Below are 22421 nucleotides of genomic sequence, written 5' to 3'. Positions count from 1 at the left end.
TCTTCTCTCTCAAGTCGGTTGCGCCATGAAACTGGCAGAAGGTTGCGGCCAAGCCAAGTCCCGGTTCGGCGGTCAGGGGGTTATCGTATGTCCATCGGGGTCGGCGCGGACTGCCTGGTCCAGCGGGTCACGCTCTGCCGCATCGGGATCGCGGGACCGGCGCGCTGCCACACGCGCTTCGTGTTGTTCGCGCGAAATCGGGAATCGCGCCAGCCAGAACGCCGCAATCAGCGCCAGCGCAGTGGCCACAAGCATGAACAGCCATACGAGCCGGGTTACGGTTTCGGGCGCGACCTCTGCCTGCGGCGTGCCGGGCGCCAGATCGATCGATTGGACGATCAGGCTGGTCAGCAGGATCCCGCCGCCGGTGGCGCATTTCTGCACCAGCCAGTTGCCGGCGTAGAACGTGCCTTCGGCGCGCTGTCCGGTGCGTTCCTCGAACGCCTCGACGATTTCCGCGACCATCGAGGTGGCCGAGATGATCGACACCACGCTGGCCGTGTTGGCGCAGACCAGGAAGCCATAAAGCAGCGCGGTCGATGCGGTGGTGCCCGGTGTCGGCCAGGCCCCGGCGAGGTAAAGCGCATAGGGGCCGCAATAGAATACCAGCCCGACCAGCGCGCCGATCGCTGCCGATTTGGGCTTGCCCCACTTCCGATGCAGCGGCCCGACGATGACGAACATCAGCACCACCGAAAGGAACAGGGCGACCGGGTAAAGCTGGAAAGCAAGCTCGGAAAACTGCCACACGTAGAGGTTCACATATTGCGTGATCGAGAAGGTCATGCCCTGCAGCACATAGGCCGCGAGCCCGCCCAACGCGAAGATGACGAAGGCCTTTTCGCGGAAGGCATCGAAAATCTCGGCAAAGGCACCCCGGATCGAAAAGGGCGGCGGGCGGCGCGCCGGGAGCTGTGCCACGATACGGTGCTGCGCCGCTGCCGATCCGATCACCGCCAGCGCCATCAGCGCCGCGCCGAACATGCCGTAGCTGGCATAGCCTTCGGGTTGGAGCTGCGAGGCGGGCGTCGGCAGGAAAAACGTGAAGGCCAGCACCATCATCAGCAATCCGCCAAGCCAGCCCGACAGGAAGCGATAGCGGAACAGCGTGGTGCGATCGTCGTAATCGTCGGTTATCTCGGGGACGAGGCTGACCGAGGGGACTTCGCAGGCCGACAGGAGCAGCCGCACCCCGACCGCCAGCGCCACGATCTCCCAGAACCCCGGGGTCCCGGTAAAGGGCGGCGACCACAGCACCGTCCACAACAGCGCGAGCGGCCATGGTGCCAGATAGAGCCACGGCAGCCGCCTGCCCCAGCGGGTATAGGTGCGGTCGGATAAATTCCCGATCAACGGATCGACGATCGCGTCGATCAGCAGCGCGGCTGCCAGCGCTGCGCCGACCGTGCTCGCGTCGACTCCCAGCACGAGATTGTAGAACGGCAGCAGGAAGAAGCTGAAACCGCTGTCCTTGACGCCGAAGGCCACCGCACCGAAGCCGTGGACCAGCTTGAGGCGCTGGGGGAGGGGGCCGGTAACGAAAGGCATCAGACGGCGGGCTGCGCCGCCTTCTTCGCCTGCTCTTCCATGGCTTCCAGCGCCGCGAACAGCCGGGGTTCCTCGGGATCCCAGCTGTGCCGGGGGCCGATCGTGATCCCGCCGTCGACGATCAGCGAGGTCCCGGTCATGAAACCGGCTTCCTCGCTGGCGAGGAAGGCCACCGCATTGGCGATATCGATCGCCTCGCCGCCGCGCGCCACCGGCTGCGCATTCGACGACATCTGCGCGATCGCCGCCTTGGCCATGGTCTTCATCTCGCCGGTCATCTCGAGGCTCGAGGTGAAGATATTGGTGTTGATGAAGCCCGGTTGGACCGCGTTCACGCGGATACCGTGCTGGGCCAGATCGGTGGCGGCGCATTTGGTCAGGTGCAGCACGCCCGCCTTGGCCACCGCATAGGTGGTCGGCGAATAGCCGGGGCCGACTGCGGCCACGCTGGAAACATTGACGATGCTGGCGCCCTTGCGGTGTTTCATATGCGGCACGGCATAGCGGATGCCCATTGCCACCGAACGCAGCAGCAGGTCCATCGTGCGGTCCCACGCGTCGGGCTCGACCTCGTCGATCCCCTCGCGCGCACCGCCCGCACCGGCATTGTTGAACAGGGTGTCGATCCCGCCGGTTTCTTCCGCCGCACGGTCCATCAGCGCCTTGATCGCCGCCGGATCGCACACATCGCATTCGACGAAGCGCACGTCGCCCTCGCTCTCGGCGGCCAGCTGCTTGCCGCCCGCGACATCGATGTCGCTGGCGAAAACCACTGCGCCTTCGCCTGCAAACAACGCGGTTGCTGCCGCGCCGATACCCGATGCCGCGCCGGTCACAACGACGGTCTTTCCTGAGAATCGCATCCCTACTCTCTCCCCGAATTTCTCCGCGTGCAGCTTAGGGCAGCGGCGCATCGCGTCAACGAATTCCGGCTGACGTTACGGAAATGCAGGCGGCTGCGACTGGCCTTGCATAGGCGGGGCGAATCACCCTAACGTAAGCGTCAACATACCGCTGTTTTGAAAAGAGAGGATTCGGCCAATGTCCGACAGCGCCCTTGAAGCCTTCCGCACGGAAACGCGCGCATGGCTCGAAGCGAATTGCCCACCCGCCATGCGCGAACCCGTCCGCGACGAGGACGATGTCTATTGGGGCGGCCGCAACGCGACCTTCAAGAACGATGCGCAAAAAGCCTGGTTCGAGGTCTGCCGCGACAAGGGCTATACTGTCCCCGCCTGGCCGAAGGATTATGGCGGCGCCGGACTGTCGCCTGCGCAAGCCAAGGTGTTGCGCGAGGAAATGACCCGCATCGGCGCGCGTCCCCCGCTGTCGAGCTTCGGCATCTGGATGCTCGGCCCCGCGCTGCTGCATTTCGGGACCGAGGGCCAGAAACAGCGTTTCCTCAATGAAATCGCGCGCGGCGAAATCCGTTGGTGCCAGGGCTATTCGGAACCGGGATCGGGCTCCGATCTCGTGTCGCTGCAGACCTATGGCGAAGACAAGGGCGATCACTGGGTGGTCAACGGCCAGAAGGTGTGGACCTCCTACGCCGACAAGGCCGACTGGATCTTCTGCCTCGTCCGCACCGACAAGGACAACAAGTACCAGGGCATCACCTTCATGCTCTACGACATGGCGAGCGAAGGCGTGGCGACCAAGCCGATCCTGCTGATCAGCGGCAACAGCCCGTTCTGCGAAACCTTCTTCGACGATGTCACCGTGCCCAAGAGCTATGGCGAAGACGTCCCGGCCTATGTCGGCGAAATCAATCGCGGCTGGGATGTGGCGAAATATCTGCTCGGCCACGAACGCGAGATGATCTCGGGCGCCGATGGCGGCAACACCGGGACGATCGGCGCCGCATTGGCGCGCGCCAATGGCGACATCGATCCGGTACTGCGCGCGGAACTGGCGCAGTTCGACGTCGATGCGCTGGCCTATGGCGCGATGGGCGAGAAGTTCCTCGACGAGATCAAGGTCGGCAAGGCGCATCCCGCGCAGCCGAACATGATGAAATACGCCGGGACCGAGCTCAACAAGCGCCGCCACGAACTGGTTATGGCGGCGGGCGGCTCGACCGCGCTCGAATGGGACAGCGAGGAGACCGGCGGCGGCAAGCCATCGCGCAACTGGCTGCGTACCAAGGCGAACAGCATCGAAGGCGGCACGTCCGAAGTCATGCTCAACGTCATTTCCAAACGTATTCTCGACCTGCCGGGAGCCTGATCGATGCCTCTTTATTACGACGACGACCAGGCGATGCTGGCCGATTCCGCAAGCCAGTTCATGGCCGAGGAAGGATCGACCAAGAAGCAGCTGCGCCATTGGCGCGACCGCGAATGCAAGGACGGTTTCGGCCACGCGCTGTGGCAGCAATTCGCCGAAATGGGTTTCACCGGCATGCTGGTGGACGAAGATGATGGCGGGCTCGGCATGGGCCAGGTCGAAGCCAATATCGTGCTCGAGGAAATCGGTCGCAACCTGACCCCTTCGCCCTTCATGGCCTCCTCCGTGCTTGCGGCCACTGCGCTGAAGCATGGCAGCAATGATCTGAAGGGCCGCTGGCTGCCGCACCTCATCTCGGGCGAGAAAGTCTATTCGGTCGCAATCGACGAAGGCGCCAAGCACCGTCCCGAACGCATCGCCTGCAAGGCGGAAAAGTCGGGCAATGGCTTCAAGCTGTCGGGCAAGAAGGACTTCGTGGTCTATGGCGCCAGCAGCGAGATGATCGTTGTCGCCGCGCGCACTTCGGGTAGCGACCGCGATACCGACGGCGTAACGCTGTTCGCGGTGCCGCAGGACGCTGCCGGGATGAGCCATGACAGCGTCCGGCTGGTCGATAGTTCGATGGCCAGCCACGTCACCTTCGACGGCGTCGAACTCGATGGCGATGCGGTGATCGGCGAGGTCGATGGCGGCCGCGCCGTACTCGATGCCATGCTGGTGGCGGGCCGGGTCGGCTCGGCAGCCGAAGGCGTGGGCGTGGCCCGCGGCGCAATGGACATGACTGTCGACTACCTCAAGCAGCGCAAGCAGTTCGGCAAGGTGATTGGTGAATTCCAAGCGCTGCAGCACCGCGCCGCGCATCTCTATTCGGAAGTCGAGATTGCGCGCGCCGTCACGGTGAAAGCCGCGCAGCTGGTCGATGGCGGCAGCGAGAAGGCCGATCTGATGGCTTCGGTCGCCAAGGCCAAGGTTGCCAAGGTCGCCGGTCTGGCGGTGCGCGAAGGCGTGCAGATGCACGGCGGCATCGGCATGACCGACGAATACGACATCGGCCTCTATATGAAGCGCGACCGCGCGCTGCAGGAATTCCTCGGCGACCAGTATTACCATACCGGCCGCGTCGCGGAGCTCAGCGGCTACTAGAACCAGGACCAGCACCAAACCCAGTCATTGCGAGCGGAGCGAAGCAATCCAGGGAGCGGCACGATGGATTGCCGCGTCGCCTGCGGCTCCTCGCAATGACTGAAGTGGGAGAGAATTGAATGAACCTCGAAGACCTGTTCAGCCTCAAGGGGCGCGTTGCGCTCGTCACCGGCGGCAGCCGCGGCATCGGCAAGATGATCGTCGAGGGTTTCCTCGCCGCAGGCATCGACCGCGTTTATATCAGCGCGCGCAAGATCAACGAGATCGAGGAAACCTGCGCCGAGCTTGGCGACCGGGTGATCGGCATTCAGGGCGATCTGTCGACCCTCGACGGAATCGAGGCACTGGTCGAGGAACTGTCGGGCCGCGAAAGCAAGCTCGACATCCTCGTCAACAATGCCGGGGCTGCCTGGGGCGTGGATTATCTCGACTTCCCCGAAGCGGGCTGGGACAAGGTCATGGACCTCAACGTCAAGACGCCGTTCTTCCTCACGCAGAAGCTGCACAAGCTGCTTGCTGCCGGGGCGAGCGCGGACAAGCCGGGCAAGGTCATCAACATCACCTCGATCGACGGCCAGCGCGTCAATCCGTGGGAAACCTACAGCTACCAGGCGTCGAAGGCCGCGCTGATCCACCTCACTCGGCGGATGGCCGCGCGGCTGGTCAAGGATCACATTTATGTCACCAGCCTGGCGCCGGGGGCTTTCCCGTCGAACATGAACCGCGCTGCGCGCGATCATGAGGACGCCAGTGCGGCAGGTATCCCGTCCAAGCGCGTGGGCGACAAGTTCGATATGGGCGGCACCGCGGTCTATCTCGCCAGCCGGGCGGGCGACTATACGATCGGCGAGACGCTCACCGTCGATGGCGGGATCGTCAACGCGCTGCTGCCGAGCCATTTCGCCGAGCCCAGCTAAGGCTGCATCGGCGGGGTTGGCCGGTCAGGCGCAGAGGATACAATTGCGGCCCGAGGCCTTGGCGCGATAAAGCGCCTGGTCGGCCTGCCGCAGCGATGCCGCATTGGCCTCCGCCCCGCCGGTCGCCAATGCCACACCGCCCGAGAACGAGATCAGCCCCATCGGCTCGTCGGTCTCGCGCAGCTTGAAGTCCTTGTCCGCCAATTCGCTACGGGCGAAATCGAGCAGCTTGACTGCCGCGGCCGCATCGCCGGACGGGATGACGACGATGAATTCCTCGCCGCCCCACCGGCCGACGAAATGCGGGCCGCAGGCGTCGTCCAGCGTATCTGCAACCAGCTTGATCACGCGGTCGCCGACATTGTGGCCATAGCGATCGTTGACCGATTTGAAGCGGTCGATATCGCACAGCGCGATGATCCGCGGTTCGCCTTTTTCGGCGAGTTCGGCGAGATAGCCGTCGATCGCCCGGCGATTGGCAAGGCCGGTCAGCTCGTCGCGCTGGGCATCATGACGTGCCGCCTCCAGCTCCTCGCGCAGTGCCTTGACCTCGTCCATCGCTGCAGTCAGCCGGGTCTGTGTGTCGAGTGATTGCTCGATCATCCGCGCGACGATCGACAGCGTATTGCTGCCGTCGCCCGAAAACGTGTCGGCCTCCTCGCTCAGTTCGCGCGCGAAGGCGCCGGTGGCATCGGCCGCCGAGGACGCGAGTTCACCCAGCTTGATTGCCTGGTGCCGCAGATGCGCGGCCAGTTCGCCATCATTGCGTTCCTGCGAACCGAATATCGCGATCCCGCCGTGGCGGTCGAAAATCTCGTCCGCCTCGTCCTGCTTGATGCGGTACCCTTCGGCGATGATCGCCTCGACCGCGCGGCCCATGGGCGAGCCTGCGTCGTTCAGCGCGACGTAGGCGAGCGTGTAATTCTGCGGGGAGGGCGGCAGCCGATGGCGTTCGAGAAACGCCATCACTTTCGCCCCACTGTCGGACTGCATCGGGGACATATCTATCCGGCTGCCTCGAACTCTTGCCAAAATCCTGCCCGGCCAACGGTTGGCGCGGCAAAAGGGGCCCAGGGATTGAACGTGTGCATATGCTGCGGGGTATCCCGGTCCGGCGTCAGGCCATCAATTCGCGCACGAAGGGGATCAGCCCCGTCTGGCGCTGGCGTTTCATGCGTTCGGCGTCGAGGATTTCGCTGACCTTGTCGAAGCAGCTGTCGACATCCTCGTTGATCACTACGTAATCATAGGCGTCCCAGTGGCTGATCTCGGCGCGCGCGCGTTCCATGCGCGCGGCGATCACGTCTTCGGGATCGGTGTTGCGGCTGCGCAAACGGCGTTCGAGTTCGGCGATGCTCGGCGGCAGGATGAACACGCGGACGACGTCCTGCTGGTCCTTCTGGAACAGCTGCTGCGTGCCCTGCCAGTCGATGTCGAACAGGAAATCCTGTCCTTCCTTCAACGCGTTGCGGATACGGCCCTTGGGCGTGCCATAGCGATGGCCGAAGACATGCGCCCATTCGTAGAAATCATCTTCCTCGACCATCGCATCGAACTCGGCATCGTCGACGAAATAATAGTGCACCCCGTCCACTTCGCCGGCGCGCGGCGGACGCGTGGTAACGCTGACCGACAGCTTGATCTCGTCATCGCTACCGAGCAGCATGCGCGAAATGGTGGTTTTCCCGGCCCCGCTGGGCGAGGACAGGATGAACATCAGCCCGCGGCGGGCAAGCGTAGCGGATTGCAGGGTGGATTCGGCCATGCGCGCTGTTGCCGCATGGGACGCCGCCAAATCAACCCCTGCGCGCAGTATCGGGTCAGATCTTGCTGTCGGAAGATGCCTGTTTGCGCAGGCTGCGGTCACCCTTGCGGCGCGCCTGACGCTTCGACTGGCTGCGATCGAACAGCACCTTAAGCGCCAATCCGGTGGTCACCACCAGTGCGCCGGGCACCGATTTGGTCGCGACCTTGGTCACGCCGTAAGCCGCCAGCGTATGCACCAGGCTGCGGCTTTCGACCGCATCCTTGGCGAACTGCTTGCCATATTGCCGGCCAAGCACTGCCTTTTCGACCGCCATGCGCGACAGCCGCCCGGCGCTGCGCAGCAGGATGTCGTGAATGATTAGATTGGTTGCCGGATTGCTGCTCGGACCCGGCACCGGGTCGTCGTGCGACGGCGACCGGTCGGTCACGCGTTCGAGCCCATCGCCAACCACATCGGTCAGATGGTTCGGTTTGTCTTCGTCGGTCAGTCCGAGTTTCGCCATGTCATGCCCCGCTTTACCGGGAAGACCCGGCGCTTACTTCTTGCGGCCGAAATCGACCGTGACGACATTCGAGCCGTCATCTGCCCCATCAACGGCTTCGCCAACCGCCTGTTCCGTCCCGTCATTATCGGGATGTTCGGTCGGCGCGGGTGCCATGTCGGCGACGGTCGCCTGGAACTGCAGCCCGAAATCCACCGCCGGATCGACGAATTGCGTGATCGCGGCATAGGGGATGTCGAGTTCGGACGGGACTTGGTTGAACGACAGGCCGACGGCAAAGCCATCTTCGCGCACGTTCAAATTCCAGAACTTGTTCTGTAGCACGATGGTCATCTCGTCGGGGAACCGCTCGCGCAGATTGGCCGGGATCGAGACGCCTGGGGCATGGGTCTTGAAGGTAATGTAGAAGTGATGCGCGCCGGGCAGTTCGCTGCCGCCCTGCTCGATTTCTCCCAACACCCGACCGACCACGGCGCGCAGGGCTTCCTGCACGATGGAATCGTAAGGGATCAGGCTGTCGGGCGTATCGTCGCTCATGCCGCGCTAGGTGGAGTGGCATGCGGGCGGGGTCAAGCGGTTTAAGAACGCCTTTACCGTGTAAGTGGTGCATTATCTTGCGCCTCGCCGCGCGCGGCTCTAGCGCGGCGGCATGCGTACAGGCCGGATCGAGCGAAACACTGCGGAAACCAGGATCCTCGTCGAGATCGATCTCGACGGGACGGGATCATATCAGATCGAGACCGGGATCGGCTTCCTCGATCACATGGTCGAACAGTTCGCCAAGCATTCGTTGATCGATGTCACGATGAAGGTCGATGGCGACCTGCATATCGACCAGCATCACACGACCGAAGACAGCGCGCTGGCGCTGGGCCAGGCGCTGGCCGCCGCGCTTGGCGACAAGGGCGGGATCGCGCGTTACGGCAGCGCCTATTCGCCGATGGACGAAACACTGGCGCGGGTCGCGCTGGATATTTCGGGTCGTCCTTATCTCGTGTGGAAGGCCGGGTTCAGCCAGGAAAAGCTGGGCGAATGGGACACCGAACTGATCGAGCACTGGTTCCATTCGGTCGCCCAGACCTGCGGGCTGACGCTGCATGTCGAACTGCTCTACGGCAGCAACAACCACCATATCTGCGAAGCGATCTACAAGGGCTTTGCCCGCGCGATGCGCGCGGCAGTCGAAGTCGATCCGCGCAAGGGCGGCGCAATCCCGAGCACCAAGGGGCAGCTCGGTGGGTGAAATCGTCGCGCTTGTCGATTACGGCGCGGGCAATCTGCATTCGGTCGAAAACGCGCTCCGCCGGGTCGGGGCGACCGTCAAGGTGACCGCCGATCCCGATGTGCTGCGCGCGGCCGACCGGATCGTGCTTCCTGGCGTCGGCTCGTTCAAGGCCTGCGCCGAAGGCCTTCGCGCCGAGCAGGGCGTGGTCGAAGCCATGCGCGAGCGAGTGTTCGTCGGCGGGGCGCCGTTCCTCGGTATTTGCGTGGGCATGCAATTGCTCGCCACGCGCGGCCTCGAACATGGCGAGACACCGGGTTTGGGCTGGATCGACGGCGCGGTGCGCAAGATCGAACCGAGCGATATCAGCGTGAAGGTCCCGCATATGGGCTGGAACGATGTCGCCCCGATGCCGCATGCGCGCGAGCACGATGTGTTGGCCGGCGGCGAGGCCTATTTCCTGCACTCCTACCATTTCAAGGTGCGCCACCACGAAGATGTGCTGGCGATGACCGATCATGGCGGCGGGCTGGTTGCTGCGGTCGGGCGCGACAATGTCGTGGGGGTGCAATTCCATCCCGAGAAGAGCCAGGCCTACGGGCTCGACCTGTTGAGCAAATTCCTCGAATGGAAGCCGTGATTTCGCTGACCTTGCCTCGCTGCCCCGGGGCCGAAGCCGCACTGGACACCAGACCATGATCGTATTTCCCGCTATCGACCTCAAGAACGGCCAGGTCGTCCGTCTCGCCGAAGGCGATATGGACCGCGCGACCGTCTATGGCGACGATCCAGCGGCGCAGGCCGCCCTCTTTGCCGAAGCGGGTGCGGACCATTTGCATGTGGTCGACCTCGACGGCTCGTTCGCAGGCTCGGCGCAGAATCGCGGCGCGGTCGAGGCGGTGGTCGCCGCCTTCCCCGGACGCGTCCAGCTGGGCGGCGGCATCCGCACGCCCGCCGATGTCGAAGGCTGGTTTGCCGCAGGCATTGCGCGGATCGTGATCGGCACCGCAGCGCTCAAGCACCCGCAATTCGTCAAGGACATGGCGCGCGACTATCCCGAGGCGATCGTGGTCGCGGTCGATGCGCGCGACGGCATGGTCGCGACCGATGGCTGGGCCGAAGTATCCGATGTCCCGATCGTCGACATGGCGCGCCGGTTCGAGGATGCGGGCGTCGCTAGCCTGCTGTTTACCGACATCGGGCGCGACGGCATGCTCAAGGGCGTCAATATCGATGCCACCGTGGGGCTGGCCCGACAGGTGGATATCCCGGTCATTGCCAGCGGCGGGGTCAAGGGCCTCACCGATATCGATACGCTGAGGCAATTTGCGAAGGACGGGATCGAGGGCGTTATCACGGGCCGGGCGCTGTATGACGGGCGGCTGGATCTGGCCGCGGCGCTGCGCGTGGCGAAGCGCGCATGACCGTCCGCATCCGTGTCATACCCTGTCTCGACGTGCGCGACGGGCGCGTGGTCAAGGGCGTGAACTTCGTCGATCTGCGCGATGCGGGCGACCCGGTCGAACAGGCGCAGGCCTATGATGCGGCGGGCGCCGACGAATTGTGCTTCCTCGACATTTCCGCCAGCCACGAAGGGCGCGGCACGCTGCTCGACATGGTCCGGCGGACCGCGGAAGTGTGCTTCATGCCGCTGACCGTGGGTGGCGGGGTGCGCAGTGTCGAGGATGCGCGCGCGCTGCTGCTCGCCGGGGCGGACAAGGTGGCGGTCAATTCCGCGGCCGTCGCGCGGCCCGAGCTGGTGCGCGAGATCGCGGAGAAGTTCGGCAGCCAGTGCGTGGTCGCCTCGGTCGATGCGCGCGCCTCGACCCGCGGCGATGTCCGCGGCTGGGAGATCTACACCCACGGCGGGCGCGAACCGACCGGGATCGATGCAGTCGGTCACGCGATTCGGCTGGCCGAACTGGGGGCGGGCGAGTTGCTCGTCACCTCGATGGATGGTGACGGGACGAAGAGCGGATATGACGTCGACCTGACCCGCGCGATTGCCGATGCGGTGTCGGTGCCGGTCATTGCCAGCGGGGGTGTCGGCCAGCTCGACCACCTCGTCGAAGGCGTGACGCGCGGCCATGCCAGCGCGGTCCTTGCCGCCTCGATCTTCCATTTCGGCGAACACACCGTGGCCGAAGCGCATGCCGCGCTGCGCGCTGCGGGGTTGCCCGCGAGGGGCTGACCCGCCCGTCCCTCCACGGGACAGGGCAAGCGCGGTTCGTCCTTCATAGCGTGGCACGTGATATACACCGCCCATGACCAGCCAGTTCATTTCGCTGGCCGCGCAATTCGCGGATCTGGGCGGCCCTGCCGGTCTCGCCGCGCGGCTGGTCGAACCGAGCACGCTGACGCTGGTCGCGGTCGGGATTGCCGGCTTGCTGGTCGGCCGCTTCATGATCGGCCGCGACTGAGATTGACGCTGCGCGCACGCGCCGTGCATAGCACGCGGCATGGATACGCTCTCCCGTCTCGCCCAGACCATCGCGCAACGCCGCGCGGCCGATCCGTCGCACAGCTATGTCGCCAGCCTCCATGCCAAGGGCCTGCCGCAAATCGCGCGCAAGCTGGGTGAGGAAGGGGTCGAGGCCGCCATTGCGACGCTGTCGGGCGATGACGGAGAACTGGTCGGAGAGGCGGCGGACATCCTCTTTCACCTGCTCGTCGCGCTGGATGCGCGCGACATCGATTTTGCCGAGGTCCTGGCCGAACTCGACCGGCGCGAGGGCGTGTCGGGAATCGACGAGAAAGCCAACAGGAGCGCATGATGCCGATCGACCCGACGCTGCCTTTCGACGACGACAATATCTTCGCCAAGATCCTGCGCGGGGAAATCCCCTCGTCCAAGGTCTATGAAGACGATTGGGCCTATGCCTTCGAGGATATCAACCCGCAGGCCGAAGTACACACACTGGTGATTCCCAAGGGCCGCTATGTCAGCTGGGACGATTTCAGCGCCACCGCGAGCGCGGAAGAGATCGCCGGCTTCGTCCGCGCGGTCGGCCAGGTCGCACGCGACAAGGGGCTGGTCGAACCCGGCTACCGTATGATGGCCAATATCGGCGCGCATGGCGGACAGGAAGTGCCGCACCTGCATGTCCATATCTTTGGCGGTGAGCCGCTGGGGCCGATGATCGCCCGGCGATAGGGCCCACGGGGGCGACAGGCGCGGTCGGTTCGATACGGTTTGCGCACCCGAATAAGGTTGACCGAATCCCTGTCGCCGGTTATCGGGCCGCTTGATTTCGACGCGTCGGGACACCATTTCCGGCGCGCATTTATTTCCAGAGAGACATCATGAAGATCCGCAACAGCCTCAAGTCGCTCAAGGCCCGTCATCGCGATTGCCGCGTCATCCGTCGCCGCGGGCGCACCTATGTCATCAACAAGACCAACCGCCGCTTCAAGGCCCGCCAGGGCTAACTAGCGCGTCGCCCGCTGGGCGGCAGTCTAGCAGATCGGCCCGGCTCCGAGAGGAGTACGGGCCGTTCGCGTTTGAGGTGATGTGATGCAGGTTGAAGCCGTCGTATTCGATGTGGGCCGCGTGCTTTACCAATGGCAATTGGCGCATCTGTTCGAAAAGATCGTCGCTGACCCCGACCGCCTTGCCAAGCTTCTCGGCGAAGTGGTGACCGAGGAATGGCACTTCGAAGCCGATGCCGGGCGATCGCTGGCCGACATGGTCCCCGAACGGATCGCGCTTTACCCCGACTTCGAAACCGAGATCCGCGCCTATGCGGCGCGCTTCAACGAGACCATTCCAGGTCCTGTGCCGGGCAGCCATGCGCTGGTCGAGCGACTCGACGCGCGCGGCATGCCGCTATTCGCCATCACCAATTTCGGGGCCGAGTTCTGGGCGGGCTTTCGCCCCACCGCGCCGATCTTCGACCGCTTCGGGCATATCGTCGTCTCGGGCGAGGAAAAGCTGGCCAAGCCCGACCCGGCGATCTTCGCGCTGGCACAGGACCGCTTCGGTAAGCCCGCCGAAGCCATGCTGTTCATCGACGACAATCGCGCCAATGTGGATGCCGCCGCGGCTTGCGGCTGGCAGGTCCATCATTTCACCCATGCTCCTGCGCTCGAGGCGGATCTCGCGAGTCGTGGGCTGATATGAAAAAGGCCCCGGCGATCGAATCGCCAGGGCCCGCAAGGTAGCCACCCGAAGGAGAGGGGTGGAATCGGGTACGGATCAGCCGTTGCACTGCGCCAGCTTGTCGGCCTCGAGGACCTTGTCGTCCGCAGTGAACGCGGCGATTTCGCCATGTTCGCGCTGGAGTTCGCGGCACATGCGCAGCGGGCGCGAGCGGCCCTTCTGGGCGACGCAGGTCGTGCCCTGGCAGATCCAGGCGACGCCGCCGGCCACGGTGGTGGTCCGTTCGGCAACCGGCTGCGCCAGTTCGACGGTGTAGAAGATGCCGTTCGAACGGGCTTCGGCAGCGGTCGGCGTGAGCAGCGCGCCAAAAGTGAGCGAAGTGTAGGCAAAAGCGGCAGCGATAACGCCGATATTGATTGACCGGGGGAGGGGGGAGGTCATGGGGAAGTCCTTCCTGATTGCAATTATATCAACAGGGCTTGCGATCGACACAATTGAGTTTCATTTAGCAACCTGTTGCGGGAGGGCGGTCTAGTGCTATAGGTTGCGTAATGCAACCCACATATCTAAAAATTTGGCAAAAGCCGATTATTCGCTAGATAGGTTGCTGGAAAAGGACTGAATTTATGGGTGACATCCGCGAACCGCTCCGTGAACTGACCGAATGCGGCCTGCCGCAAGCACTCGAAGTCATGGGCGAGCGATGGTCATTCATGATCCTGCGCGCCAGCTTCAACGGCCTTCACCATTTCGAGGAATTCCTCAGCGAACTGGGGATTGCGCGCAACATCCTGTCCAATCGGCTGGCCAAGCTGGTCGAGCACGGCATCCTCAAACGCGATCCCTGCGCCGATGACAAGCGCAAGATCGAATATCGCCTGACCGACAAGGGACTCGACCTGCTCCCGGCCATGGTCGCATTGCGCCAGTGGGGCCAGAAATACGGCGCCGAAGTGGTCGAGAACCCGGTGCTGGTCGACGAGCGTGATCGCCTGCCGATCGGCCCGACCGCGATTCTCAGCCATGACGGCCGCATCCTCGGCCCGGCCGATCTCCATTTGGTCGAGCGCGCCAATCTCGGCATCCGCGCCGATGGCAGCAAGGCCGAAGCCGGCGCGGCGCTGAAGCGTGGCGGCGTGGTCGACATCGCCAGCGCCCGCAAGGCCAAGAGCGCGGCCTGAACGACTCGGTCGAGCGTACCGCCGACGGACGCTATATTATCGTTCGCGGCCGCCTGTGGCGCGCCAGCAATCCCGCCTTGCCCGAGGCCGAACGCCAGCGTCTGGTCGATCGGCTGATGGATGCCCGCCGCGCGGTGGCGGCGGCCAAACGCGCGCAGGATGCCGCTGCCGAAAGCGCAGCCCGCGCCCAAGTAGACGCTGCAAAAATCGCGCTGGGTGAGCGCGGGCCGGTGTGGTGGGACGACGGCGCGCCCGATTACAACCGCCATCTGCTCAAGAACACGCCCTATGCGGAGGCAGTGCCCGAAACGGATTAATTGCGCAGCCGTCGCCGCGCCGCTTCACCCGGATCGATCTCGTAGGAGATCCTGATTCGCACCCATTCGCCGACCATCGGGCGTCCCCCGCGCTGTGGCGGGCGAACCTTGAATTGCCACGATGCCGCCAGCACCGCCTGGCCAATACCCGACCCTTGCGGCGATTCGCCCACGACCACGCAATCCTCGACGCGGAAATTGTCCACGGTGCGGCAGTCGATCAGCCCCCAGCCGGGCCCCTGCGCGGTCGACAGATATCCGGCCAGCTCATCGTCATAAGGCCGCCGATACCACCGCGCGGCATAGAGCGGTTCGCCGTTCGGCCCGCTGCCAGCGATCCGCTGCGAATCGCCGGGTGAGGATGTGACCGGCGGACCATAGGCCTGCGGCTTTTCGGGTGGGGCGGGCGGCGCTTGCTGCGGGATGCTTTCGAGCGAGAAATCATTGCGCAGGACCGGGCGCGGTACGGGCAGCGGCGGGGTGACCTGCGGGCGAGGCTGCTCTGCGGCGTCTTCGGGCTGCGTCTGCGAGACCTGCGGCTGTGCCACCTCGGGAATCTCGGCGGGGGTGGGTGCATCGGCGACCGCTTCCGCCTCGTCCTCCGACGAGGTGGTGAAAGCGACCAGCGTATCGGTCATGGCGACCACTTCGCGCTTCACGCTGCCAAGCGATAGCAGCACCAGTACCAGCAGGATCTCGACTGCCAGCGCGAGACCGAGCGCAGGGATCCGCTGGCGCCATTCGGGCGGCAGGTCGTCGTATCGCTGCCGCAATCCGGCGATCGGAGAGGCGGGTTCGGTCACGGGAACAGGGTTTCTCGAAATCGCGGTGTCTCGCCGGTTACCAGCACGCGCCGGTCGCACATCTACGCCCCACATCTGCGCGCATGGGCGATTGCGCGCGCGCCTTCAAGCAAAGACTGCGGCTGGTAACGTTTGCCGCGCCGGCCCCGCCGAACGCCGCAGTGGCACCGTGACGTCATTGTTAAAACGATCTCAACAAGTCGCTGTCACAAAGCACCATTGTAACGAATCCACCCAGCAGAGCCGGACCTGCCTTGTGATCGAAATCGAAGTTCAAAACGAGACGCACCAGGATGTGCACCGCATCAAGGCGATGGCCGTGCCGCGCATTGGCGAAGGCATTCGCCTGCGCGAGCCCACCGGCCAGTGGGCATCCTACGATATTCTCGACGTGTGGTACCAGCAGGCCGAATATGGCGAAGTCTGGGTGCCCTATATCCACGTGCGAATGACGCCTGACGAGATGAAAACCGCCGAAATGGCGCGCGTGAACCCCTTGGTCGACAAGGGACAGCAGGTGCCGATCGAGGATTTTCTCAAGAAGTTCGAAGGCGACCACGAGCACGAAACCGTCAAGCTCAACCTCGACATGAGCGAGGACGTCTGAGGTTCAGGCGCGTGGCGGTTGCCGCCGATAGCTGAGCGCTTCGGCGACATGGATGCGCCCGACCTGCTCGGTCCCCGCCAGATCCGCGATCGTCCGCGCAACTCGCAGCATCCGCGTATAGCTGCGCGCCGATAGCCGCATTGCGGTGGCGGCCTGCAACAACAGCTTCCGCCCGGCCTCGTCGGGTTCGGCGAATTCCTCCAGCGCGCTGCCATCGAGCTCGGCATTGGTCCGCACGCCGGTTGCCTCTGCACGATTGGACTGGAGCCGGCGTGCTGCCGCGACTCGCGCGGCGACCTGTTCGCTGCCCTCCGCAGGCGGGGGCAACGCCAGATCGGCGGCGCTGACCGGATCGACCTCGACATGCAAATCGATGCGGTCGAGCATGGGGCCCGAAACCTTGCCTTGGTAATCGGCGGCGCACCGCGGGGCGCGGCTGCAGGCCAGCGCGGGATCGCCCAGATGGCCGCAGCGGCACGGGTTCATCGCCGCGATCAACTGGACATTGGCGGGAAATGTCACGTGCGCATTGGCACGCGCGACATCGACCTTGCCCGTTTCGAGCGGTTGGCGCAGCGAATCGAGCACCGCGCGCTGAAACTGCGGCATTATGTAGCAAGCGCACCAATGCGTAGGCGGTTGTCCGCCTTGGTGGTGGTGGTTGTCATCGTTTGTGGGGTGTTAGGTCACGCGTCCTGTGATGAATCTTCGGACGGAGATTTCTTCGGGCGCATAGACGCGAGATTCCATGCTGTCGGGAAACATTTGCTCGACAAAAGGGTCGGCATCGTTTCGCTTCAAGGCGAAGCTATACTCGCTGTAATGCCAAGCCCCTTCGGGATCGATCTTGTAGCGCACAACCACCCCAATCCTTATAAAGAATATGAGCGGCTCCGGGGGCGGGCGATTGGGCAGAATCAAGGCCTGAAGGTTTTTCCCAGAGAAGCTTGCGGTGTCGCCGGGTATCATGGAAAATGTCTCAACCCTATCGGAGGGCTCGGCTTCTCTAAACCAATCCCGCACATCGTCGCGTTCGCTCGTGCGGGTGATAAAACACCTCAAACTGTAGGCGACCTGATGAGCAACCATATGGCCTACATTCTCAAGGACGATCTCGTAAAATGCGCTCGCCGCTTTATCGAGTTTTTGGAACTGCACATTGGTGCACGAAGCCTTGATCCAGGGCCTTTGCGCACTCTCAGCAATGTCATTTTGTCGAACCATAGCCTTGGTGGCGTCTCCGGTGTCTTTGACCGCCTCGCGGGTGAGGGCAACTTGCTTCCAGATAAGCACCGTGCCACCGATGGTGATGAGGGTTCCGAAGGTAGTGACTACAAGGAGCCAAAAGGCCCATTCGGCCATCTGCCTTTGGGCCTGAAGGTCGCGCTCATCCCGTTGGTTTTCGTGATTGGCCTTTATAGCCTTTTCCGCGCACTCTCTGATCCGCGCCGCACTAACGAAGCGATCACAATCGGCTATACGCTCGTCGGTGCGGTCTGCATATTCGGTAGTATATCGCTGTGTTTCAGCCTCCTTAAAGCCTAACAGAGAGCCGAGATTGAAGGTAAAAGCTGCAAAAATAATCAGAGCTGCGACTAGTCCAAACGCGCTTAATCCAACCGCAGTGTATCGACTCCAATCGCGCTCAGACATTGAACAAGAAACACCGCTGTAAATTTGCCTCGGCTGATCTTGTTACGAATATTCGGTTCAGAGTCCATCACGCCTTGATCTGCGAGCAATCCGACCAGCTGCGCATAGGTAATGCCCTTGCGCTTCAATTCAGCTTTCAGGAGGCCCTTCACGCGATCCTCCCATTCTTTATCCTGCACTGCGGACATACCGCCTCCTGTGATTGCGAATATCACTATAGGCGATACGTTTGCCATTGACAAGGATGCATGATGTAACTATAAACGATGCATAGGCATTGGAAACGGTTACATGGCACAGCATTTTCTCCTCTCTGCAAAAGCTCGCACGCTCTCGCTGGCGAAGGTTTATCGCATGGGCGAGGACGCGGCTTACGGCCTGTTCTGTGAGATGCGTTGGCCCGAAACCGAGGGTGAGGCGGTGTGCCCGCGCTGCGGCTGTGCTGACAGCTACTTCCTTAAGAGCCGCCGCAAATACAAGTGCACGGCCTGCTATCACCAATACAGCGTCACCAGTGGCACCATCTTTGCCTCGCGCAAGCTGTCTTTCACGGATTTGCTCGCAGCGATCGTCCTGTTCGTGAATGGGGCGAAGGGCATGAGCGCCCTACAGGCGAGCCGCGATCTGGACGTTCAATACAAGACCGCCTTCGTGCTGTTCCATAAGCTGCGTGAAGCGATGGCCCGCGAGTTCGGCGATACCAAGCTTAACGGCGTGGTCGAGATCGATGGTGGCTATTTCGGCGGCTATGTGAAGCAGGAAAACTACAAGGCCGACCGCAAGGACCGTCGCCTGTCATTCAACCGCTCGGGTAAGCGCCAGTGCGTTGTCATCATGCGCGAGCGCAAAGGCCGTTCGCTTCCCTTCGTGGTCGCCAATGAAGGCGATGCCGTTCCGTTTGTCCGCGATCATGTCGGCACCCTCGCCACCATCCACGCCGACGAAGGCACGGGTTGGGATGCGCTGCACGCTGGATGGGACACCCGCCGCGTCAATCACTCGATTGCGTTTAAGGACAAGGGCGTTTGCACCAATCAGGCCGAGAGCTTTTTTAGCCGCCTCCGCCGCATGGAAACCGGAACGCACCACCACATCGCGGGGCCGTATCTCAATGCCTATGCCAACGAATGCGCATGGCGCGAGGACATGCGCCGCGTTGACAATGGCTCGCAAGCCATGACATTGGCAAGCAATACTATGGCTGTGGGGGTTAGCCGTCAGTGGGCAGGATATTGGCAGCGATAGTGCTGTTCGTAGCGTTTCTATTCGCTGCGTATTCAGGCGCAGTTCAATGGCTCTCTGGCATTCTGCGCATCATACCCGCACCAACTGAGCACTGGGCGACCATCATCGGTGATGTAGCGTGGCCGATTATGATTGCGTGGTTGGTTGTGAGGTTCCGCCAGTCATTGCGGCGCATAATCGAAATTTTGATTATTCGCTTCAAAAGGGACGACATCGACATTGGCAACGTATTGAAGGTTACGCGCAATTCGACGCTGGTGCCGCTGCAGGCGGATAGCGACGACGCATCAAGCGATGCATCCGTCACCGAAAGGCTACTTGAATATATTAGCGACAGCGCTAACGTTCCGATTGTCGCAGCATGGTTGAACCAACAAGGACGTGATGCGTTAGATCTTAGAGAGTTCATAACTCTCACCGAGTATGCCGATTTGCGGCAGCACGCATATCAACAACTGATTGAAGGAGGCGCATGATGGCTAAAACGTTTTTCACGAACGTCTCTGAGAAGGCGCTCGAAGGCATTCGCAACATGTATGCTGAAACCGGCTCGAAGGTTTCGGCCATCTATGATCAGAAAACGGGCGAATACACGGTGGTCGTAATGCATCCCGAAAAGGCGCCGATAGCGGCTTAGCGCGTTGTGATAATGTGATCACAACGCGCCTTCACCTTGAATTTACCGCCCTCTTGGCCCTGTCGCTACTAGGCTTGGCGCTATGGCTTTTTAGCTAGGCTCCACACCAGAAGCCCACGAGGCCCGCTCCGAGACGACACCAGCGCCCGCTCCCGCAAATTGCGCAGCGCCGCCCCTATCCGCTTGTGCATGGCCTTCTGTAGGCCGCTGTCGTTCACGTTTAGCTCGCGCTCGGCCATGAGGCGCAGCGTGATGGCCCGTGCATCCATAGGCCCTTCCTTGCGCAGCATGGCGAGGATTGAGCGCGTTACCTGCCCCTTGAACGCCCTGTGACGGGGAGGGAGCGGCTTAGGCTTGATCTCGTCTAGCTCTATGTCTGGCACGAACATGCGCAGGGCCGCGTCTATGTGGTCCATGTTGATGAACGCTTGGCGTAGCTGATCCTGCAATGCGTCGATCTGCCCGGCGAGTTCCCCGCGCTTATCGCGGAGGGCGGTGATTGCGTGCGTTGTAACCATGCGCGATACCTACGACACTTGCAGTGATGGCGTAAGTCGGGTATTTGGTGCGTCTGCTACATAATGCCGTGAAACTCGGGCAGTTCGTCGAGGAACAACACCCCCAAATGCGCGAGGCTGACCTCGCCCGGCTTTACCCGGAGGCCGCCGCCGGTGAGTGCCGCCATGCTCGCCGAATGGTGCGGGGCGCGGAACGGGCGCGCGCGGCTGATGCGGCCCTCGGCCAGCGTCCCGGCGACCGATTGCACCATCGACACTTCGAGCGCCTCGGCCGGGGCGAGCGGTGGCAGGATGCCCGGCAGGCAGCTCGCCAGCAGCGATTTGCCCGCGCCGGGCGGGCCGATCATCAACAGATTGTGCCCGCCGGCCGCCGCGATCTCGAGCGCGCGCTTGGCGGTCTCCTGTCCCTTGACCTGTTTGAGATCGCCGCCGCCGACCTCGTTTTCGACCACGCCCGGTTCGGGATCGGGCAATTGCTGTGTGCCCTTGAGGTGGTTGAGCAGGCTTGCAAGATCTGGAGCGGCGCAGACCGGCACCTCGCTCGCCCAGCGCGCTTCGGAGCCTTGCGCGCGTGGACAGATCAGGCCGACCTCGGCCTCGCTCGCGTGGATCGCCGCCAGCAGCACGCCGGGCGAGGGCACGATCCGCGCGTCGAGCGCCAGTTCGCCCACCGCGACCCAGTCGCCCAATTGCTCGGCATCGGTCACGCCCATCGCCGCCAGCAGCGCCAGCGCAATCGGCAGGTCGTAGTGTGAGCCTTCCTTGGGCAGGTCGGCGGGCGAGAGGTTGATGGTAATCCGCTTGGGCGGCAGCGCCAGGCCCATGCTGGACAGCGCGGCGCGCACGCGTTCCTTGCTTTCGCCGACCGCTTTGTCGGCCAATCCGACGATATTGAACTTGGGCAGACCGGGCGCGACCGAGCACTGCACTTCGACGCTGCGCGCCTCGAGCCCGAGATAGGCCACGGTTTTGACCAAAGCGACCAGGATTAATCCCCACCCCCGCAATCACCCGTATCTGATGGCGCGAAAGCCCCGGTTTGTCGAGGGTTAACGGGTTCACAGTGGAGGTGAAGCAGCATGGTTAACAGCGAGTTAGCCATACCTCTTGAGTCACTGGAAAGCGCCCGGGCGGCAAAAGATTGCCATGTTCAGAATTGCAGCAATCCTTCTTTCCGCCCTTGGTACCCTGATCGCCGCTCCGGTGGCCGCACAATCGCTGACACTCGTCAGCCTGCCGGTCGTCTATGTCGCCAGCCCGGTCGTCCAGCAGACGCACCAGGGCCGCGCCGTCGCGCCGACCGCGGTGGTCAGCTCCAAGGCCCAGCCCGAGCGGCAGAGCCTTGCCGCGGTCCGTCCGCAGACCTACACGCCCGCCGCGCTGCCGGTGTGGAAGGCCCCCGCTTTCATCGACCGCCGCTTCCGCGACTATAACCGCGGTCTTGCGCAGTACGGCCCGTTCCGCGTTATCGACGCGCGCCGCGTGGCGCTGGTGGGCGAAACCGATGCCACCACCCCCGGCTATTTCCGCGCGATGATGCGCGACTTTCCCGGCATCGAGCAGCTCGACATGGTCGAATGCCCGGGCACCCGTGACGACCGCGCCAACCTCAAGGTCGGCCGGATGATCCGTGCCGCGGGCCTCGTCACCCACGTTCCCGCCATCGGCTCGGTCCGTTCGGGCGCGGTTGAACTGTTCCTCGCCGGTGTCGACCGCGACATCGCGCATGGCGCCGAATTTGCCGTGCACAGCTGGATGGACGCTTATGGCCGCGAAGCCGACGATTTCGCGCTCCACGCTCCGGAGAACCGCCAGTATCTCGACTATTACCGCGAGATGGGTATGAGCACCGACCAGGCCCGCGCGTTTTACGATTTCACCAATTCGGTTCCGCATGCGCGTGCCCTGTGGCTTGGTGCGAGCGACATGCGTCGCTGGTCGGGTCGCCCGCAGCAGGCCAAGACGCCCGCGCGGAGCAAGGCCGCTCGGCCCGCCCCGACGCTGGCCTATGCCGACGTCACTTTTTCTTGACGCG

Annotated in this window: 30 protein-coding genes and 2 pseudogenes; 19 read left to right on the top strand and 13 right to left on the bottom strand. The window is 63.3% G+C overall.

What is annotated here, in order from left to right:
* Nucleotides 1-72 precede the first annotated feature (72 nt).
* Nucleotides 73-1548: an MFS transporter gene (locus tag N6L26_RS09435; protein WP_263605331.1), complete on the bottom strand. Its 1476-nt coding sequence runs from the start codon at nt 1546-1548 to the stop codon at nt 73-75.
* Nucleotides 1548-2411, bottom strand: a complete 864-nt coding sequence (locus N6L26_RS09430) for an SDR family NAD(P)-dependent oxidoreductase (protein ID WP_263605330.1) — start codon at nt 2409-2411, stop codon at nt 1548-1550. The genes N6L26_RS09435 and N6L26_RS09430 overlap by 1 nt, the downstream gene beginning before the upstream one ends.
* 178 nt (nt 2412-2589) lie before the next feature.
* On the opposite strand from N6L26_RS09430, the gene N6L26_RS09425 reads away from it, so the two are divergent.
* The 3 genes from N6L26_RS09425 (at nt 2590) to N6L26_RS09415 (ending at nt 5834) form a co-directional block, all read left to right on the top strand.
* Entirely contained in the window at nt 2590-3774 is a 1185-nt protein-coding gene (locus N6L26_RS09425) for an acyl-CoA dehydrogenase family protein (protein ID WP_263605329.1), read from the top strand.
* Between the two features lie 3 nt (nt 3775-3777).
* Nucleotides 3778-4917 carry an acyl-CoA dehydrogenase family protein gene (locus N6L26_RS09420; RefSeq protein ID WP_263605328.1) on the top strand — a complete coding sequence of 380 codons (1140 nt, stop codon included), beginning with the start codon at nt 3778-3780 and terminating at the stop codon, nt 4915-4917.
* A 119-nt stretch (nt 4918-5036) separates the two neighbouring features.
* Nucleotides 5037-5834, top strand: a complete 798-nt coding sequence (locus N6L26_RS09415; protein ID WP_263605327.1) for an SDR family oxidoreductase — start codon at nt 5037-5039, stop codon at nt 5832-5834.
* 24 nt (nt 5835-5858) lie between these two features.
* Here N6L26_RS09415 and N6L26_RS09410 read toward each other — a convergent pair whose 3' ends face one another.
* From N6L26_RS09410 to N6L26_RS09395, 4 genes are all read right to left on the bottom strand, one after another.
* Entirely contained in the window at nt 5859-6827 is a 969-nt protein-coding gene (locus N6L26_RS09410) for a GGDEF domain-containing protein (protein ID WP_263605326.1), read from the bottom strand.
* Between the two features lie 124 nt (nt 6828-6951).
* A complete protein-coding gene (gene gmk, locus N6L26_RS09405) occupies nt 6952-7599 on the bottom strand; it encodes a guanylate kinase (protein WP_263605325.1) in 648 nt (215 codons plus the stop codon).
* A 55-nt stretch (nt 7600-7654) separates the two neighbouring features.
* Nucleotides 7655-8104 (bottom strand): hypothetical protein, encoded by a 450-nt coding sequence (locus tag N6L26_RS09400; protein ID WP_263605324.1) that lies wholly within the window; start codon nt 8102-8104, stop codon nt 7655-7657.
* Between the two features lie 33 nt (nt 8105-8137).
* Nucleotides 8138-8641, bottom strand: coding sequence for an SspB family protein (locus N6L26_RS09395; RefSeq protein WP_263605323.1), 504 nt, complete (start codon nt 8639-8641; stop codon nt 8138-8140).
* A 112-nt stretch (nt 8642-8753) separates the two neighbouring features.
* Between N6L26_RS09395 and hisB the strand changes: the two genes are divergently transcribed.
* The 9 genes from hisB (at nt 8754) to N6L26_RS09350 (ending at nt 13446) form a co-directional block, all read left to right on the top strand.
* A complete protein-coding gene (gene hisB, locus N6L26_RS09390) occupies nt 8754-9347 on the top strand; it encodes an imidazoleglycerol-phosphate dehydratase HisB (RefSeq protein WP_263605322.1) in 594 nt (197 codons plus the stop codon).
* Nucleotides 9340-9966, top strand: coding sequence for an imidazole glycerol phosphate synthase subunit HisH (gene hisH, locus N6L26_RS09385; RefSeq protein ID WP_263605321.1), 627 nt, complete (start codon nt 9340-9342; stop codon nt 9964-9966). The genes hisB and hisH overlap by 8 nt, the downstream gene beginning before the upstream one ends.
* Before the next feature lie 55 nt (nt 9967-10021).
* Entirely contained in the window at nt 10022-10750 is a 729-nt protein-coding gene (gene hisA, locus N6L26_RS09380) for a 1-(5-phosphoribosyl)-5-[(5-phosphoribosylamino)methylideneamino]imidazole-4-carboxamide isomerase (protein ID WP_263605320.1), read from the top strand.
* Nucleotides 10747-11517 (top strand): imidazole glycerol phosphate synthase subunit HisF, encoded by a 771-nt coding sequence (gene hisF / locus N6L26_RS09375; protein ID WP_263605319.1) that lies wholly within the window; start codon nt 10747-10749, stop codon nt 11515-11517. Before hisA ends, hisF begins: the two co-directional genes overlap by 4 nt.
* Nucleotides 11518-11590: 73 nt before the next feature.
* A complete protein-coding gene (locus tag N6L26_RS09370; protein WP_263605318.1) occupies nt 11591-11746 on the top strand; it encodes a hypothetical protein in 156 nt (51 codons plus the stop codon).
* A gap of 39 nt (nt 11747-11785) precedes the next feature.
* On the top strand, nt 11786-12100 hold the full coding sequence (locus tag N6L26_RS09365; RefSeq protein WP_253522052.1) for a phosphoribosyl-ATP diphosphatase: 315 nt from the start codon (nt 11786-11788) through the stop codon (nt 12098-12100).
* Nucleotides 12100-12480 carry a histidine triad nucleotide-binding protein gene (locus N6L26_RS09360; RefSeq protein WP_263605317.1) on the top strand — a complete coding sequence of 127 codons (381 nt, stop codon included), beginning with the start codon at nt 12100-12102 and terminating at the stop codon, nt 12478-12480. The genes N6L26_RS09365 and N6L26_RS09360 overlap by 1 nt, the downstream gene beginning before the upstream one ends.
* 149 nt (nt 12481-12629) lie before the next feature.
* Nucleotides 12630-12755 carry a type B 50S ribosomal protein L36 gene (gene ykgO, locus N6L26_RS09355; protein WP_118857849.1) on the top strand — a complete coding sequence of 42 codons (126 nt, stop codon included), beginning with the start codon at nt 12630-12632 and terminating at the stop codon, nt 12753-12755.
* Nucleotides 12756-12840: 85 nt separating this feature from the next.
* Nucleotides 12841-13446, top strand: a complete 606-nt coding sequence (locus N6L26_RS09350) for an HAD family hydrolase (RefSeq protein WP_263605316.1) — start codon at nt 12841-12843, stop codon at nt 13444-13446.
* 75 nt (nt 13447-13521) lie between these two features.
* Here N6L26_RS09350 and N6L26_RS09345 read toward each other — a convergent pair whose 3' ends face one another.
* Nucleotides 13522-13866 carry a CC_3452 family protein gene (locus N6L26_RS09345; protein ID WP_263605315.1) on the bottom strand — a complete coding sequence of 115 codons (345 nt, stop codon included), beginning with the start codon at nt 13864-13866 and terminating at the stop codon, nt 13522-13524.
* A gap of 185 nt (nt 13867-14051) precedes the next feature.
* Between N6L26_RS09345 and N6L26_RS09340 the strand changes: the two genes are divergently transcribed.
* Nucleotides 14052-14606, top strand: coding sequence for a winged helix-turn-helix transcriptional regulator (locus tag N6L26_RS09340; protein ID WP_253522057.1), 555 nt, complete (start codon nt 14052-14054; stop codon nt 14604-14606).
* A gap of 77 nt (nt 14607-14683) precedes the next feature.
* The gene (locus N6L26_RS09335; RefSeq protein WP_318173597.1) at nt 14684-14923 is read left to right on the top strand and encodes a hypothetical protein; all 240 of its coding nucleotides are present in this window, start codon (nt 14684-14686) and stop codon (nt 14921-14923) included.
* On the opposite strand, the gene N6L26_RS09330 is transcribed toward N6L26_RS09335, so the two are convergent.
* Entirely contained in the window at nt 14920-15726 is an 807-nt protein-coding gene (locus tag N6L26_RS09330; protein ID WP_263605314.1) for a hypothetical protein, read from the bottom strand. The genes N6L26_RS09335 and N6L26_RS09330 overlap by 4 nt on opposite strands.
* Nucleotides 15727-15982: 256 nt before the next feature.
* Between N6L26_RS09330 and N6L26_RS09325 the strand changes: the two genes are divergently transcribed.
* Nucleotides 15983-16333 (top strand): hypothetical protein, encoded by a 351-nt coding sequence (locus N6L26_RS09325; RefSeq protein WP_263605313.1) that lies wholly within the window; start codon nt 15983-15985, stop codon nt 16331-16333.
* Between the two features lie 3 nt (nt 16334-16336).
* Here the strand turns inward: N6L26_RS09325 and N6L26_RS09320 are convergent.
* From N6L26_RS09320 to N6L26_RS09310, 3 genes and pseudogenes are all read right to left on the bottom strand, one after another.
* Nucleotides 16337-16942, bottom strand: a pseudogene (locus tag N6L26_RS09320) (ATP-binding protein); the annotation flags it as partial.
* A gap of 72 nt (nt 16943-17014) precedes the next feature.
* Entirely contained in the window at nt 17015-17986 is a 972-nt protein-coding gene (locus N6L26_RS09315; protein ID WP_263605312.1) for a hypothetical protein, read from the bottom strand.
* Complete coding sequence (locus N6L26_RS09310; RefSeq protein ID WP_263605311.1) at nt 17944-18174, bottom strand: DUF6471 domain-containing protein; 231 nt, start codon at nt 18172-18174, stop codon at nt 17944-17946. Before N6L26_RS09310 ends, N6L26_RS09315 begins: the two co-directional genes overlap by 43 nt.
* A 103-nt stretch (nt 18175-18277) precedes the next feature.
* Here N6L26_RS09310 and N6L26_RS09305 point away from each other — a divergent pair, with 103 nt between their 5' ends.
* From N6L26_RS09305 to N6L26_RS09295, 3 genes are read left to right on the top strand one after another with little or no spacing between them, the layout of a single operon-like run.
* Nucleotides 18278-19231: an IS1595 family transposase gene (locus N6L26_RS09305; RefSeq protein WP_263605310.1), complete on the top strand. Its 954-nt coding sequence runs from the start codon at nt 18278-18280 to the stop codon at nt 19229-19231.
* Nucleotides 19231-19707: a hypothetical protein gene (locus N6L26_RS09300; protein ID WP_263605309.1), complete on the top strand. Its 477-nt coding sequence runs from the start codon at nt 19231-19233 to the stop codon at nt 19705-19707. The genes N6L26_RS09305 and N6L26_RS09300 overlap by 1 nt, the downstream gene beginning before the upstream one ends.
* Nucleotides 19707-19868 carry a hypothetical protein gene (locus tag N6L26_RS09295; RefSeq protein WP_263605308.1) on the top strand — a complete coding sequence of 54 codons (162 nt, stop codon included), beginning with the start codon at nt 19707-19709 and terminating at the stop codon, nt 19866-19868. The genes N6L26_RS09300 and N6L26_RS09295 overlap by 1 nt, the downstream gene beginning before the upstream one ends.
* Before the next feature lie 80 nt (nt 19869-19948).
* Here the strand turns inward: N6L26_RS09295 and N6L26_RS09290 are convergent, their stop codons facing one another.
* A complete protein-coding gene (locus N6L26_RS09290) occupies nt 19949-20386 on the bottom strand; it encodes a hypothetical protein (RefSeq protein WP_263605307.1) in 438 nt (145 codons plus the stop codon).
* Between the two features lie 71 nt (nt 20387-20457).
* Nucleotides 20458-21372, bottom strand: a pseudogene (locus tag N6L26_RS09285) (YifB family Mg chelatase-like AAA ATPase); the annotation flags it as partial.
* Nucleotides 21373-21532: 160 nt separating this feature from the next.
* On the opposite strand from N6L26_RS09285, the gene N6L26_RS09280 reads away from it, so the two are divergent.
* Complete coding sequence (locus N6L26_RS09280) at nt 21533-22417, top strand: hypothetical protein (protein ID WP_263605306.1); 885 nt, start codon at nt 21533-21535, stop codon at nt 22415-22417.
* Nucleotides 22418-22421 lie beyond the last annotated feature (4 nt).

It is taken from the genome of Qipengyuania sp. SS22, from assembly GCF_025736935.1.
Classification (GTDB): domain Bacteria; phylum Pseudomonadota; class Alphaproteobacteria; order Sphingomonadales; family Sphingomonadaceae; genus Qipengyuania.
Note: the sequence above shows the minus strand (reverse complement) of the source record. Positions and strands in the feature narration are given on the sequence as shown.